This window comes from Rhodococcus sp. Z13_19A, assembly GCF_058133575.1.
Genome location: NZ_JBYUNN010000001.1, coordinates 1,388,209 through 1,402,973, shown reverse-complemented (window position 1 = coordinate 1,402,973; position 14,765 = coordinate 1,388,209). Strand labels below are relative to the sequence as shown.

The window sequence follows — 14,765 nt, the reverse complement described above, 5'->3', positions numbered from 1 at the left end:
TGCCGGTCCGACCGGGGCGTCGGCTGTCGACGCCGCAGGTCAGACGGCCGCAACGGGGGCCTTCGGCTTGCTGAGGTAGAACACCACGCTCTTGCCGATCACCGGGTTGAGCAGCTTCTCCGCGGTCCGGGTCAGCCACGGGCCCTTCATCAGGTCCCAGACCAGCATCTGGTGGTAGGCCTTGGGCAGCGGGTGCTCCTGCTTGTCCACCCCGACGGCACACTTGAGCCACCAGTACGGCGAGTGCAGCGCGTGGGCGTGGTGGACGTGCTCCACCGTCAGGTTGGCCGCCTCCAGCTTGGCGGCGAGCTCGTCGGCGCGGTAGATGCGGACGTGGCCGCCCTCCACCTCGTGGTAGGCGTCCGAGAGCGCCCAGCAGATCTTCTCCGGGAAGTACCGCGGGACGGTCACCGCGGCCACGCCGCCGGGCTTGAGGATGCGGGTGAGCTCGGCGATGGCCCGCTCGTCCTCGGGGACGTGCTCGAGCACCTCGGAGATCAGCACCACGTCGAAGGACTCGTCCTCGTAGGGCAGGGCGAGGGCGTCACCCACCTCGGTGCGAGCCGTGGCCCCCTCGGGGACCTCGCCCTCCAGCTCCATGGCCCCGAACATGTCCGCGACCGCGGCCATGTCCGACTCGCTCTGGTCGAAGGCGATGACGTCGGCGCCACGGCGGTACAGCTCGAAGGAGTGCCGTCCGGCTCCGGCCCCGATGTCGATGACCTTGTCTCCCGGCTTGACGCCCAGACGATCGAAGTCGACGGTCAGCATGCTGTGCGTGGCTCCTTCTGCTCCCCAGTGCCGTTCTCCTGGTGGAACCGGTCGATGGTGGTGGCGTAGAACTGCGCGGTGCGGGCCGCCACGGCGGCCCAGCTGTAGCGCTCCAGGACGCGGGCGCGTCCCGCGGTGCCCATCCGCTCCCGCAGCGCGGCGTCGTCGAGCAAGGTGGCCAGCGCGCCGGCCAGCGCCTCGGAGTCGCCGGGCTCCACGAGCAGGGCCGCGTCACCGTGCTCGCCGACGACCTCGGGCAGCGCCCCGGTGCGGGTGGCGACCAGCGGGGTGCCGCAGGACATCGCCTCCACGGCGGGCAGCGAGAAGCCCTCGTACAGCGAGGGCACGGCGGCGACCTCGGCCGAGGCCATCAGCCGGCCCAGCTCGTCGTCGTCCACCCCGGACACCGTCTGCACGATGTCGGCGATGCCCAGCTGCTCGATCAGCCGCGCGGAGCGACCCGCCGGGTCCAGCTTGGACACCAGCACCAGCTCCACGGTGCGCTCGGTGCGGAGCTTCGCCACGGCCTCCAGCAGGTTGGCCACGCCTTTCAGCGGCATGTCCGCGCTGGCGATGCAGGCGATGCGCCCGGGCACCCGGGGCGTGCTCGGCGGGGCGAAGATCTCGGTGTCCACGCCCAGCGGGATGGTCTGCAGCCGACCGTCCGGCACGTCGAAGGCGGTGCGGATGTCCTGCTCGGAGGACTTGGAGACGGTGAGCAGCGCGGGGATCCGCCGGGCCACCCGGCCCTGCATGCGCAGGAACCCGTACCAGCGGCGCAGGCTGAGCTTGCGGCGGCCGCGCGCGGCAGCGAGGTCGACGTCGCGGTCGCGGGTGATGGGGTGGTGGATGGTGGCCACCAGCGGCAGCCCGGCCTTGACCAGGCGGAGCAGGCCGTAGCCGAGGCTCTGGTTGTCGTGCACCACGTCGAACTCCGCGGCCCGCTTCCCCAGCAGCCGCGCGGCCCGCAGGCTGAACGTGAGCGGCTCCGGGAACCCGGCAGTCCACATGGTGGCGACCTCGAGCACGTCGATGCCGTCACGGATCTCCCGCAGGTGCGGCGTGCGGAACGGGTCGGGGTCGCGGTAGAGGTCCAGGCTGGGGACCTTGGTCAGCGCCACGCCCGGGTCCAGCTCGGGGTAGGGCTGGCCGGAGAACACCTCGACGGTGTGGCCCAGCGAGACGAGCTCACGGCTGAGGTGGCGCACGTACACGCCCTGTCCCCCGCAGTGCGGCTTGCTTCGGTAGGACAGGAGTGCGATCCGCACTGCTCACCTCAATCCATCGGGTCGGTGTGATCGGCTCCACTTTAGAACACGTTCACCCTGGGTCCGGGCATCGCCCTGGGCCAGTCAGCCGCGCGGCGCTGCCCGCCGACCCGCGGCGGGTGGGGCCACGAGTCCGGACTAGACCCAGTCGTCGTGCCGCGGCCAGGTGAGGAAGGCCTCCAGGTCGGTCCGCTCGGGCGCGGGGCCGGTGTCCCCGAGGTCCACCGAGGTGTACGCGCCCCGGTAGAACAGCAGCGGACGCTCGTGCCCCAGCTGGCCCAGCGTCTCCACCCGGCCCACCACGATGTCGTGGTCTCCGCCGGGGTGCACGTCCTCGATCACGCAGTCCACCCAGGTCAGCACGCCGTCGAGCACCGGAGAACCGCCCGGCGACGGGAACCAGGTCAGCCCGGCGAACTTGTCCTCGGCGCGGGAGCCGAACACCGAGCTGACGTCGCGCTGGTGGTCGGCGAGGACGTTCACGCAGAACCGGCCCGAGCTGCGGATGGCCGCCCAGGCCCGGGACAGCCTGCCCGGGCAGAAGGTCACCAGCGGCGGGTCCAGCGACAGCGCGGCGAAGGACTGGCAGGCGAAGCCCACCGGCACCCCGTCGGCGACCGCGGTGACCACGGTGACGCCGGTGGCGAACTGGCCGAGGACGGTGCGGAAGCGGGTGGAGTCGAAGGCAGCGTCGGTCAGGCTCACTGCTGGCCCCGGACGCTGAAGTCGTGTCCCCACAGCGACACCGCGGTGCTCTCCCTGGCGATCCAGCCCTCGTCCTCCACCTGCAGGCCCTCGCAGCCGAACTCGACGTCGAAGCCGCCCGGGGTCTTCATGTAGAAGGAGAGCATCTGGTCGTTGACGTGCCGGCCCAGCGTCGCCGACATCGGCACCTTGCGGCGCAGCGCGCGGTCCAGGGTGAGTCCGACGTCGTCGGAGTGCTCCACCTCGATCATCAGGTGCACGATGCCGCTGGGGGTGGGCATGGGCAGGAAGGCCAGGCTGTGGTGGCGCGGGTTGCAGCCGAAGAAGCGCAGCCACGCCGGCTCGCTGTCCGGCGCCCGGCCGACGAACTCCGGAGCCAGCCGCATGGAGTCGCGCAGCCGGAACCCGAGCACGTCGCGGTAGAAGGTCAGCGCGGCGGCGTCGTCGTCGGTGGACAGCACCACGTGGCCCAGGCCCTGCTCGCCGGTGACGAAGCGGTGCCCGTAGGGGCTGACCACCCGGCGGTGCTCCAGGGCCGCGCCGTGAAACGCCTCCAGGGTGTTGCCCGAGGGGTCGGCGAAGCTGATCAGCCCGACCACCCGACGGTCGGCCAGCTGCTCGGCGGTGCCCTCCTTGAACGGGACCCCGGCGGCGTCCAGGCGGGCGCGGACGTCGTCCAGCTCGGCAGCGTTGGCGGTCTCCCAGCCGGAGAGCTGCAGCCGGTCGTGCTCGCCGGGGACGATGACCAGCCGGGCCGGGAAGTCGTCCATCCGCAGGTACAGCGCCGCCGGATCGGCACCCTTGCCCTCCACCATGCCGAGGACCTTGAGGCCGTACTCCCGCCACGCGGCCATGTCGGTGGTCTCGATGCGCATGTACGCCAGCGAACGGATCCCCATCACGTCACTCCCACTCCGAAGTCGGTCGAACGGTCAGCGAGCGCGGACGGGCCGGCTCGGTCCTGCGTGGCCCCTGTCTAGACCATCGAGTCGGTGATCGGCAGCCCGAACTCGCCGCTGCCGTACATCACGTAGGCGCGCTCGGGCTCGTTGGCGGCGTGCACCCGGCCGGCGTGGGCGTCGCGCCAGAAGCGCTGGATGGGCGTGCCGTTCTGCAGGGCGCTGGCGCCGGAGTTCTCGAACAGCCGGTCCACCGCCCCGATGGCGCGGCCGGTGGCGCGCACCTGGTCCCGGCGGGCCCGCAGGCGCAACGACATCGGCACCTCCTCGCCGGCAGCGAGCAGCGCGTGCTCGGCGGCCACGTTGCCCGCGAGCTGCAGCCAGGCGGCGTCGATGTCGCTGGCGGCCTCGGCGATGCGGACCTTGGCGAACGGGTCGTCCCTGGCCTTCTCCCCCGCGAACGCGGCCCGCACCCGCTTGCCCTGGTGCTCCACGTGTGCGGCGTAGGCACCCGCGGCCATGCCCACGATGGGGGTGCTGATGGTGGTGGGGTGGATGGTGCCCCAGGGCATCTTGTACAGCGCGGCGGTGTTCTCCACCAGGCCCGGGGCGGTGCCGTTGCTCATGTCCATGAAGCTGAGCACGCGGTGGGCCGGGACGAAGACGTCGTTGATGACGATGTCGTTGCTGCCGGTGCCGCGCAGGCCGACGACGTCCCAGACGTCGTTGACGGTGTAGTCCGGCCGGGGCACCAGGAAGGTGCAGAAGTCCACCGGCTTGCCGTCACCGTTGAGCACCGGGCCACCCACCATCACCCAGGTGGCGTGGTCGCAGCCGGAGGACCACGACCACTTGCCGGTGAGCCGGTAGCCGCCCTCGGTGATCACGCCCTTGCCCATGGGGGCGTAGGAGGAGGAGATGCGGGTGTCCGGGTTCTCCCCCCACACGTCCTCCTGCGCCTGCTTGGGGAACAGCGCCAGGTGCCAGTTGTGCACCCCGATGATGGAGGAGACCCAGCCGGTGGAGCCGCACGCGGCGGCGATCTCCTTGACCACCGAGTAGAACGTCACCGGGTCTGCCTCGTGGCCGCCGTAGGTCTTCGGCTGCAGCAACCGGAAGAAGCCGAGCTCCTGCAGCTCCTTGATGCTCGCGTCGGGGATGCGACGCAGGTCCTCCGCCTCCTGCGCACGCGCCCGAAACGCCGGGAGCAGCGTGCTCACACCGGCCAGGACGTCGTGTCCGCCTACTTCGCTCATCCCGTGCTCCCGTGTCTGGCCGGGGTGCCTGGCGACCGTGCGGCACCGTCTTCTGCGGCCCAGACTAGAACATGTTCCAATTCGTGTCGAGGCCACTCGCGCTGGCGATTTAGCCACCCATTCTGTAACGTGTTCTACCACCAGATCGGCCCTAGCTCGGAGGCACCAAGATGACCCAGACCAGCAGCACCGCACACGACACCGACGAGGTGCGGCAGATCGACGTCGGCGAGCTGCAGACCCGCTTCGCCCGCGGCTGGCACTGCATCGGCCTGGCCGACACCTTCCGCGACGGCAAGCCGCACTCCATCGAGGCATTCGGCCAGAAGCTCGTGGTCTTCGCCGGCGAGGACGGCAAGATCAGCGTGCTCGACGCCTACTGCCGCCACATGGGCGGCGACCTCTCCCAGGGCCAGGTCAAGGGCAACACGGTGGCCTGCCCGTTCCACGACTGGCGCTGGGGCGGCGACGGCAAGTGCAAGGCCGTGCCCTACGCCAAGCGCGTCCCGCTGCGCGCCCGCACCGCCGCCTGGACCACCATGGAGCAGAACCAGCAGCTCTTCGTGTGGAACGACCCGGAGGGCAACCCGCCGCCGGCGGAGGTCACCATCCCCCGCATCGAGGGCGCCTTCAGCGACGAGTGGACCGACTGGACCTGGGAGACGCTGGTCATCGAGGGCTCCAACTGCCGCGAGATCATCGACAACGTCGTGGACATGGCGCACTTCTTCTACGTGCACTACGCCTTCCCGCTGTACTTCAAGAACATCTTCGAGGGCCACATCGCCTCGCAGTACATGAACAGCCGCGGTCGCCCCGACGTCGGCATGTCCACCCAGTACGCCGGCACCGAGACGCTGGTCGAGTCCGAGGCCGCCTACTACGGCCCCTCGTACATGATCAACCCGCTGGTCAACAAGTACGGCGGCTACGAGGTGGACAGCGTGCTCATCAACTGCCACTACCCCGTCTCGGCCAACAAGTTCGTGCTGCAGTACGGCGTCATCGTCAAGAAGCCCCAGGGCGTCAGCGACGAGACGGCCGCGAAGATCGGCCGCAAGTTCGCCGAGGGCGTGGGCGAGGGCTTCATGCAGGACGTGGAGATCTGGAAGAACAAGACCAAGATCGAGAACCCGCTGCTGACCGAGGAGGACGGCCCGGTCTACCAGCTGCGTCGCTGGTACGAGCAGTTCTACGTCGACGTCGACCAGGTCACCGAGGAGATGACCCAGCGTTTCGAGTTCGAGGTGGACACCACCCACGCGAACGAGAACTGGGAGGCCGAGGTGCAGGAGAACATGCGGCGGATGCAGGCCGAGGCCGAGGCCGCCAAGACCTCCCAGGAGGTCTGAGCACCATGGCCGACACCGCCACCTGGGCCAAGGCACCCAGCTTCGCCAACCAGCGCGAGGTCGCCGAGCGCCTGCACGCTGAGACTGAGGCTGACAAGCTGCTGTACACCACGGCAGGATTGCAGCCCGTCGACTGCGGGACCTGCGGGACGCGCGTGCTGGTGAAGAAGAACAGCAAGCAGCACACCAGCATCCAGTGGACGACGCGCGCGAAGGAGAGCTGTCCCGAGCTGCGGGCCGGAACGAGCACGGGGTCGATGACCGCGCTGCCCGACACCTGCCCCAGACTGAGGGCCAGCATCAGCTACGCAGTGGCCGAAGGCATGCTGCAGGTGGGCGACCCCGACGGGGAAGCCGGAAACAGGAGTGACAGTGACTGAGACGGTGACCGCCGAGTCGGTGCCCACAGGGGCACACTCGCACCTGCTGCGAGTGCTCGACGTCGTCGAGGAGACCCACGACGCCCGGTCGCTGGTCTTCGAGATCCCGGCCGAGGCCAAGGAGCGCTTCGCCTACGAGCCGGGGCAGTTCCTCACGCTGCGCATCCCCAGCGACCAGACCGGCTCGGTGGCGCGCTGCTACTCGTTGTCCAGCTCGCCGCACACCGACGGCGTGCTCAAGGTGACCGCCAAGCGCACCTCCGACGGCTACGGGTCCAACTGGTTGTGCGACCACGTGACCGCGGGCATGACGATCGAGGTCCTGCCGCCCGCCGGACTGTTCGTGCCCAAGTCGCTGGACGACGACTTCCTGCTGCTCGCCGCGGGCAGCGGCGTCACCCCGGTGATGGCCATCCTCAAGTCGGCTCTCGCCAAGGGCGACGGCCAGGTGGTGCTGCTCTACGCCAACCGGGACGAGAAGTCGGTGATCTTCGCCGACGAGCTGCGCGAGCTGGCCGCCGAGCACCCGCACCGGCTGCGGGTCATCCACTGGCTGGAGAGCGTGCAGGGCCTGCCCTCCCGCGCCCAGCTGGAGGAGCTGTCCCGGCCGTTCATCGGCTACCAGGCGTTCATCTGCGGGCCGGGCCCGTTCATGGACGTGGCCACGCACGCGCTGCGCGAGCTCGGCATGGACCGACACCAGATCCACGTCGAGCTGTTCAAGTCGTTGATCGGCGACCCCTTCGCGCCGACGCAGCAGGAGGTGTCCGCCGAGGATGCCGGCACGGCAGCCACCGTCGAGGTGGACCTCGACGGCACGGTGCACAGCCTGGAGTGGCCGGCCGACACCCTGCTGCTGGACCTGCTGCTGGAGAAGGGCATCGACGCGCCGTTCTCCTGCCGCCAGGGCGCGTGCAGCGCCTGCGCCTGCATCGTCAAGGAGGGCGAGGTGAAGATGCTGGTCAACGAGATCCTGGACGACCAGGACCTCGCGGACGGCTTCGTGCTCGCCTGCCAGGCACTGCCGATGACCGACACGGTCAAGGTCACCTACTCCGAGTAGGCCGCCACGCGGTCGGCCGACCACCGCGGGACGCCCGGTTGCCGCACGGCGACCGGGCGTCCTGCGTGCCGGCCCCGCCGCCCCCAGGCCACCCGCTACTGGAACAGGTTCCACTGCCTGCGCAGAGCCATCGTGCCTGTTCGTGCGCCTAGGATGGCGATCCTGAGCGCAACAGCTACAACCTGTTGCAGCCCGACCAAGTGGAGGATCCATGGGTGCGAACGAGGCCGAGCAGACGCCAACCGACACCAGCAGCGCGGCGCCCGCGCGCGGCCAGGACGAGACCTACGACGTAGTCGTCGTGGGCAGCGGGGCGGCTGGCATGACCGCGGCGCTCGCGGCGGCCAAGCAGGGCCTGTCGGTGGTGCTGGTGGAGAAGGCCAAGCACTTCGGCGGCTCCACCGCCCGGTCCGGCGGCGGCGTCTGGATCCCCAACAACGAGGCGCTCAAGGCCTCCGGGGTCACCGACGACACTCCCGCGGCGGCCCGCACCTACCTGCTGAGCATCATCGGCAAGGACGTGCCCGTGGAGCGCATCGACGCCTACCTCGACCGCGGCCCGGAGATGCTGTCGTTCGTGCTCCGCAACAGCCCGCTCAAGCTGACCTGGGTGCCCAACTACTCCGACTACTACCCCGAGGCGCCCGGTGGTCGCCTGGGCGGCCGCTCGGTGGAGCCCAAGCCGTTCGACCTGAAGAAGCTGGGCAAGGAGGCCGAGAACCTCGAGCCCGACGTGGCGAAGGCACCGCTGGGCGTGGTGGTGACCCAGGCTGACTTCAAGTGGCTGAACCTGATGATGCGCAACCCCCGCGGTCCCGCACGGGTGCTGCGGGTGGGTGCCCGCTGGATGTACAGCCGCGCCACCGGCAAGGCTCTCGTCGGACGCGGCCAGGCGCTGGCCGGCGGGCTGCGCGCGGGGCTGCTGGACGCCGGCGTGCCGGTGCTGCTGGACACCCCGATGCGCGACCTGGTGAGCACCAACGGCCGGGTCACGGGTGTGGAGGTGTTGCGGGAGGGCGCGGTGTCCGTGTTGCACGCCCGTCACGGCGTCATCGTCACCAGCGGCGGCTTCGACCACAACGACGAGATGCGCAAGAAGTACCAGCGCGGCCCGATCGGCACCGAGTGGACGGTGGGCGCCAAGGCCAACACCGGTGACGGCATCCTGGCGGGACAGAAGCTGGGCGCCGCGCTGGACCTCATGGACGACGCCTGGTGGGGCCCGTCCATCCCGCTGACCGGCGGCCCCTGGTTCTGCCTGGCCGAGCGCACCCTGCCCGGCGGCATCATGGTCAACACCCGCGGCAAGCGGTTCTTCAACGAGGCTGCGCCCTACGTGGAGGCCGTGCACCGCATGTACGGCGGTGAGCACGGCCAGGGCGAGGGTCCGGGCGAGAACGTGCCGGCCTGGATGATCATCGACACCCGCTACCGCAACCGGTACATGTTCGCCGGCCTGCAGCCGCGCGCACCGTTCCCCGGCCGCTGGCTCAAGGCGGGTGTCATCGTCAAGGGCTCCACCATCGCCGAGCTGGCCGAGCGCATCGAGGTGCCCGCCGACGTGCTGAGCGAGACCGTCGAGCGCTTCAACGGCTTCGCCGCCAAGGGCAAGGACGAGGACTTCGGCCGCGGTGACAGCGGCTACGACCTGTACTACGGCGACCCCTGCAACAAGCCCAACGCCACGCTCGGCGCGCTCGAGGTCGGACCGTTCTACGCGGTGAAGATCGTGCCCGGTGACCTCGGCACCAAGGGCGGCATGCGCACCGACGTCAACGGCCGAGTGCTGCGCGAGGACGGCTCGGCCATCGAGGGCCTCTACGCTGCGGGCAACGCCTCCGGGCCGGTGATGGGCCACACCTACGCCGGGCCGGGCGCCACCATCGGCCCTGCGATGACCTTCGGCTACCTGGCCGCTCTGGACATCGCCGCCCGCAAGGCCGGCAACAAGCCCGACAACAACGACACGAAGGCGGCCACCAGTGCCCATTGATCTCTCCGTCGCACTCGGCGCGGAGCTTCCCGAGCAGACCTTCTCCTGGACCGCCTCCGACGTCCAGCTCTACCAGCTGGGCGTGGGAGCCGGGGCGCACAGCCTGGACCCCCAGGAGCTGGCCTACGTGCTGGAGGACCGGCTGCAGGTGCTGCCGACCTTCGCCACCGTGGCCGCCAGCTTCCACGCCACCGAGGCCCCCAAGGTCTCCTTCCCGGGTGTGGAGATCGACCTGGCCAAGGTGGTGCACGGACACCAGAAGGTGACGGTGCACCGCCCGATCCCCACCGCGGGCACGGCGACCACCCGCACCCGTATCGCCGAGGTGTGGGACAAGGGCAAGGCCGCCGTCATCATCCAGGAGGGCGAGACCGTGGACGCGGACGGCAACCCGCTGTGGACCACCCGGTCGGGCATCTTCGCCCGGGGCGAGGGCGGCTTCGGCGGCGAGCGGGGCCCCTCCGACAAGGTGGAGCTGCCCGACCGGGCGCCCGACCACGTGGTGGAGTCGCCGATCCTGCCGCAGCAGGCGCTGCTGTACCGCCTGTGCGGCGACCGCAACCCGTTGCACTCTGACCCCGAGTTCGCCAAGGCGGCCGGCTTCGACAAGCCCATCCTGCACGGGCTGTGCTCCTACGGGGTGGCCGGCAAGGCCGTGGTGGACGCCGTGCTCGGGGGCGACACCAGCAAGGTGGCCTCCTTCGGGGTGCGCTTTGCCGGCGTGCTGTTCCCGGGCGAGACGCTGCGCACCCGCATCTGGGAGGACGACGGCCAGTACCTGGTCACCGCCAGCGTGGTGGAGCGCGACGACGCCCCGGTGCTCGCCGACGGTGTGCTGACCACCGCCTGAGCCTGCGAGGCACCACCGCCGACCCGACTGCGGCCCCCACCCGATCCGGGCGGGGGCCGCAGTCATCGGTCGGGCCGCACCATGGCCGGCCGCGAGCTCAGGCGTGCGCGCGCGAGGGCAGGGTGAGGATCTCCGCGCCGTCACCGGTGATGGCGATGGTGTGCTCGCTGTGGGCGGTCCGGCAGCCGGTCGCGCTGCGCAGCGTCCACCCGTCGGCGTCGGTGACGAGCTCTGCGGTGTCGGCCATGACCCACGGCTCCAGCGCGAGCAGCAGGCCGGGGCGCAGCTTGTACCCACGGCCGGGCCGTCCGGTGTTCGCCACGTGCGGGTCCTGGTGCATCGTCGAGCCGATGCCGTGACCGCCGAACTCGGTGTTCACCGGGTACCCCGCCTCGCGCAGGACCGTCCCGATGGCGTGGGAGATGTCCCCGATGCGGGCTCCCGGGCCGGCAGCGGCGATCCCCGCGTGCAGCGCGCGCTCGGTCGCCTCGATCATCGCGACGCTCTCCGGGGGCTGCGCGTCGCCCACGATGAAGCTGATGGCGGCATCGGCAGCGACGCCGTCCTTGGTGACGGCGAGGTCCAGCGACAGCAGGTCGCCGTCGGCGAGGGCGTAGTCGCGCGGCAGGCCGTGCAGCACGGCGTCGTTCACGCCCGTGCAGATGTAGTGACCGAACGGCCCGCGCCCGAAGGACGGCGCGTAGTCGACGTAGCAGGACAGCGCCCCGGCGTCGGCGATCAGGGCCTGGGCCCACCGGTCGATCTCCAGGAGGTTGGTGCCGACTGCGCTGCGGCCCCTGAGGGTCTGCAAGATGTCCGCGACCAGCGCACCCGCCTCCTTCGCGCGGGCCAGCTGGGAGGGGTTCAGGATCTCGATCACGTGGCGCGTTCCTCACGGGTAGCCAACAACTATCCCGGCCATGGTATCCCGGTACTAGAATTGGCGTCATGGTCAGGTTGCCGCTCACCCCTGCAGAGCTCGAGCGCGGACAGCGCCTGGGTGCGGTGCTCCGCCGGGCCAGGGGGGCGCGCTCGATGCTGGAGACCGCGCTCGATGCTGGTGTGTCGCCGGAGACCCTGCGCAAGATCGAGTCGGGCCGCGTGGCCACCCCGTCCTTCCCGACCGTCGCCGCGATCGCCGGCGTTCTCGGCCTCTCCCTGGACGCGGTCTGGGGCGAGGTCAACCAGCCCGAGGGTGGCGGGGGGCCGGCTCGCGCCAAGCGACTGGCCTCGCAGGTCGCAGTCCCGCTGCCGGACTAGCGGGGCAGGCCGAGGATCCGCTCGGCGGCCACGTTGAGCAGGATCTGGGTGGTGCCGCCGGCGATGGACAGGCAGCGGTCGTTGAGGAAGGTGCGCAGCAGCGGGCCCGCCTCGGCGGCGTCCGGGCCGAGCAGCTCCAGCGCTGCCTCCGACAGCGCCTGGCGGTGCCGCACCCCCACCAGCTTGCGCACGCTCGACTCCGGGCCGGGGTCCTGCCCGTCCAGCTGGCGCAGCGTGGTGCGCACCTCCAGCACCGACTGGGCCTGCCCCTCGCTCACCAGCACGCCCAGGGTCTCCCGCACGCTCTGGTCAGTGTCCAGCCCGCGCTCGGCGACCAGCCGCAGCAGCGCCTCCACCCCCTCCCCAAGGCTGGAGCCGCCACCCATCGCCACCCGCTCGTTGGCCAGCGTGGTCCGGGCCAGCTTCCAGCCGCCGTCGACCTCCCCGACCACCGCGTCGTCGGGCACGAAGACGTCGTCCAGGAACACCTCGTTGAACAGGGCGTCGCCGGTGATCTCCCGCAGCGGGCGGATGTCGATGCCCGGAGTGCTCATGTCCACCAGGAAGTAGGTGATGCCGCGGTGCTTGGGCACGTCGGGGTTGGTGCGGGCCAGGCAGATGGCCCAGGTGGCCTGCTTGGCCAGCGAGGTCCACACCTTCTGCCCGGACAGCCTCCAGCCGCCGTCCACCCGCACCGCCCTGGTGCGCAGCGCGGCCAGGTCCGAGCCCGCGCCGGGCTCGCTGAACAGCTGGCACCAGCGCACCTCGCCGGTGAGGGTGGGCCCCACGAAGCGCTCCACCTGCTCCGGGGTGCCGTGCTCCAGGATGGTCGGCACGGCCCAGGCGCCGATGACGATGTCCGGCCGGCTCACCCCGGCCCGGGCCAGCTCCTCGTCGATCAGCAGCTGCTGGGCAGGGCTGGCGTCCAGGCCCTGCGGGCGCGGCCAGTGCGGGGCGAGGAAGCCGGCGTCCACCAGGCCCTGGCGCTGCTCACCGGGTGCCATCGCCGCGATCTGCTCGGCCTGCCGGCGCACGTCGGCGCGGCCGGCCTCCGTCTGCTCCCCCAGGTCGACGCCGAGCGAGCGCCGGGTCCCGCCGAGGGCGAGGTCGGCGGTGCGCCGGCGCCAGCGGCCGCTGCCGCCGAGCAGCTGGCGCAGCACCAGCGCACGGCGCAGGTAGTAGTGCGCGTCGTGCTCCCAGGTGAAGCCGATGCCGCCGAGCACCTGGATGCAGTCCTTGGCGTTGTCCACCCCCGCGTCCAGCGCGGCGGCCGCGGCGACCGCCACGGCCAGCGCCCGCTCGGTGGCGGCGTTCCCAGTGCCGGGCCCCTCGGTGGCGGCGTCCCAGGCCGTGGCCGCGTCCCAGGCGACCGCGGTGGCCAGCGACTCCCGGGTGAGCATCTCCGCGCACAGGTGCTTGACGGCCTGGAAGGAGCCGATCGGCCGACCGAACTGCTCGCGCACCCGGGCGTACTCGGTGGCCGTCCGCAGGCACCAGCCCGCGACGCCCGCTGACTCCGCGGCGAACAGGCAGGCGGCCAGGTCGCGCACCTCCGCCGAGCTGATCCGCTCCAGCTGCCGCTCGGCCGGCACGCGCACCTGCTCCAGGCGCACGTGGGCCAGGCTGCGGGAGAGGTCGCTGGCCTGGCGCGGGTCCAGGTGCACCCCCGGCGTTCCGGCGTCGAGGACGAACCACACCTCGTCGGCGCCCACCGTGGTGCCCAGCACCAGGGCGGTGTCCGCGTCCGCACCCAGCACCGGCCCGACCGAGCCGCTCACCACCAGCGCGCCGTCGGCGTCCCGCTCGGCGACCAGGGAGCCCGCGTCCAGGGCCACCGCCAGGCTGAGCGCACCCTCGGCCAGCGCGGGCAGCAGCTTCTGGGCGGCCGGGGCCCCGGAGCGCAGCAGCACCTGACCCGCCAGCACGGTGCCCACCAGCGGTCCGGGCACGAGCGCCGCGGCGGCCGCCTCCACCACCACGGCCAGGTCCACGGTGGTCCCGCCAGCGCCACCGAGCTCCTCCGGCAGCCCCACCGCGAGGAACCCGAGCTCGGCGAAGGAGCTCCAGGCGGCGCGGGGCGCGTCCTGCTCAGCGCGGACGGCGTCCGCCGGGTGCGCCCGGTCGGCCCAGGCCTGGATGGCGTCCTGCACGGCGCGCTGCTCGTCGGTGGTGGCGATCGACACTGAGTTCACTCCTGATGAGGAATTGCACGGAGAGAGCGATAAGATTTCCCCACAGGGTAGAACGTGTTCCAGTCTTCTGCCGGGCAGTGCCACCCCACGCGTGTTAGGAACTCAGCATGGCCACCAAGCCGACCGACGAGGGATCGGGCTCCTCGGCCCAGCGGGAGCGGCGCAAGCGAATCCTGGACGCCACGCTCGCGCTGTCCTCCAAGGGTGGCTACGACGCCGTGCAGATGCGCGCGGTGGCGGAGAAGGCCGATGTCGCGGTAGGCACGTTGTACCGGTACTTCCCCTCCAAGATCCACCTGCTCGTCTCCGCCCTGGAGCGCGAGCTGCAGCGGCTGCACGAGCGCGCCTCGCGGCTGCCCGCCCCCGGCGACACCGCCTACGAGCGGGCCCGCCGCATCCTGCGCCAGACCACCAACGGCATGCAGCGCGACCCGAACACGACCGAGGCCATGACCCGGGCGTTCATGTTCGCCGACGCCTCGGTGTCCGCCGAGGTGGATGCCGTGGGCCGGCTGATGGACACGATGTTCGCCAAGGCCATGTTCTCCGCCGAGCCCACCGACGAGCAGCGCGCGGTGGCCCGGGTGATCAGCGACGTGTGGCTGGCCAACCTGGTTGCCTGGGTCACCCGGCGGGCCTCGGCCACCGACGTGGCCAACCGCCTCGACCTCACCGCCCGCCTGCTGCTCAGCCACGAGGACGTCACCTCGCCCCCCGAGTCCACTGCGCCCGCCGACCCCACTGCCTGAGCCACCCGGGCGGTCACCGCCCAGCCG

Annotated in this window: 14 protein-coding genes; 7 read left to right on the top strand and 7 right to left on the bottom strand. The window is 71.3% G+C overall.

Annotated features, from left to right (window positions below; translation table 11 throughout):
• Positions 1-39 precede the first annotated feature (39 nt).
• From AC3YNX_RS06555 to hsaA, 5 genes are all read right to left on the bottom strand, one after another.
• Positions 40-771, bottom strand: coding sequence for a class I SAM-dependent methyltransferase (locus tag AC3YNX_RS06555; protein WP_489994939.1), 732 nt, complete (start codon positions 769-771; stop codon positions 40-42).
• On the bottom strand, positions 765-2,039 hold the full coding sequence (locus AC3YNX_RS06550) for a glycosyltransferase family 4 protein (RefSeq protein WP_127781879.1): 1,275 nt from the start codon (positions 2,037-2,039) through the stop codon (positions 765-767). The genes AC3YNX_RS06555 and AC3YNX_RS06550 overlap by 7 nt, the downstream gene beginning before the upstream one ends.
• A 138-nt stretch (positions 2,040-2,177) precedes the next feature.
• Positions 2,178-2,738: a 3-hydroxy-9,10-secoandrosta-1,3,5(10)-triene-9,17-dione monooxygenase reductase subunit gene (gene hsaB / locus AC3YNX_RS06545; protein WP_489994992.1), complete on the bottom strand. Its 561-nt coding sequence runs from the start codon at positions 2,736-2,738 to the stop codon at positions 2,178-2,180.
• Between the two features lie 2 nt (positions 2,739-2,740).
• On the bottom strand, positions 2,741-3,643 hold the full coding sequence (gene hsaC, locus AC3YNX_RS06540; protein WP_489994938.1) for an iron-dependent extradiol dioxygenase HsaC: 903 nt from the start codon (positions 3,641-3,643) through the stop codon (positions 2,741-2,743).
• 77 nt (positions 3,644-3,720) lie between these two features.
• The gene (gene hsaA, locus AC3YNX_RS06535) at positions 3,721-4,899 is read right to left on the bottom strand and encodes a 3-hydroxy-9,10-secoandrosta-1,3,5(10)-triene-9,17-dione monooxygenase oxygenase subunit (protein ID WP_489994937.1); all 1,179 of its coding nucleotides are present in this window, start codon (positions 4,897-4,899) and stop codon (positions 3,721-3,723) included.
• A 170-nt stretch (positions 4,900-5,069) separates the two neighbouring features.
• On the opposite strand from hsaA, the gene AC3YNX_RS06530 reads away from it, so the two are divergent.
• The 5 genes from AC3YNX_RS06530 (at position 5,070) to AC3YNX_RS06510 (ending at position 10,537) form a co-directional block, all read left to right on the top strand.
• Positions 5,070-6,251 (top strand): 3-ketosteroid-9-alpha-monooxygenase, oxygenase component, encoded by a 1,182-nt coding sequence (locus AC3YNX_RS06530; RefSeq protein WP_127781875.1) that lies wholly within the window; start codon positions 5,070-5,072, stop codon positions 6,249-6,251.
• 5 nt (positions 6,252-6,256) lie between these two features.
• Complete coding sequence (locus AC3YNX_RS06525; RefSeq protein WP_127781874.1) at positions 6,257-6,631, top strand: hypothetical protein; 375 nt, start codon at positions 6,257-6,259, stop codon at positions 6,629-6,631.
• A gap of 4 nt (positions 6,632-6,635) precedes the next feature.
• Positions 6,636-7,694 (top strand): 2Fe-2S iron-sulfur cluster-binding protein, encoded by a 1,059-nt coding sequence (locus AC3YNX_RS06520; RefSeq protein WP_489994991.1) that lies wholly within the window; start codon positions 6,636-6,638, stop codon positions 7,692-7,694.
• A gap of 211 nt (positions 7,695-7,905) precedes the next feature.
• Positions 7,906-9,687, top strand: coding sequence for a 3-oxosteroid 1-dehydrogenase (gene kstD / locus AC3YNX_RS06515; protein ID WP_489994936.1), 1,782 nt, complete (start codon positions 7,906-7,908; stop codon positions 9,685-9,687).
• Positions 9,677-10,537, top strand: coding sequence for a MaoC/PaaZ C-terminal domain-containing protein (locus AC3YNX_RS06510; protein WP_489982520.1), 861 nt, complete (start codon positions 9,677-9,679; stop codon positions 10,535-10,537). The genes kstD and AC3YNX_RS06510 overlap by 11 nt, the downstream gene beginning before the upstream one ends.
• 97 nt (positions 10,538-10,634) lie before the next feature.
• Here the strand turns inward: AC3YNX_RS06510 and map are convergent, their stop codons facing one another.
• Positions 10,635-11,417, bottom strand: a complete 783-nt coding sequence (map, locus tag AC3YNX_RS06505; protein ID WP_489994935.1) for a type I methionyl aminopeptidase — start codon at positions 11,415-11,417, stop codon at positions 10,635-10,637.
• 68 nt (positions 11,418-11,485) lie between these two features.
• Between map and AC3YNX_RS06500 the strand changes: the two genes are divergently transcribed.
• The gene (locus AC3YNX_RS06500; RefSeq protein WP_127781870.1) at positions 11,486-11,797 is read left to right on the top strand and encodes a helix-turn-helix domain-containing protein; all 312 of its coding nucleotides are present in this window, start codon (positions 11,486-11,488) and stop codon (positions 11,795-11,797) included.
• Here the strand turns inward: AC3YNX_RS06500 and AC3YNX_RS06495 are convergent.
• Positions 11,794-13,980: an acyl-CoA dehydrogenase family protein gene (locus AC3YNX_RS06495; RefSeq protein WP_489994934.1), complete on the bottom strand. Its 2,187-nt coding sequence runs from the start codon at positions 13,978-13,980 to the stop codon at positions 11,794-11,796. The two genes, AC3YNX_RS06500 and AC3YNX_RS06495, sit on opposite strands and share 4 nt — an antisense overlap.
• A 116-nt stretch (positions 13,981-14,096) precedes the next feature.
• Between AC3YNX_RS06495 and kstR the strand changes: the two genes are divergently transcribed.
• Positions 14,097-14,738, top strand: a complete 642-nt coding sequence (kstR, locus tag AC3YNX_RS06490; RefSeq protein ID WP_127781868.1) for a cholesterol catabolism transcriptional regulator KstR — start codon at positions 14,097-14,099, stop codon at positions 14,736-14,738.
• Positions 14,739-14,765: the final 27 nt, after the last annotated feature.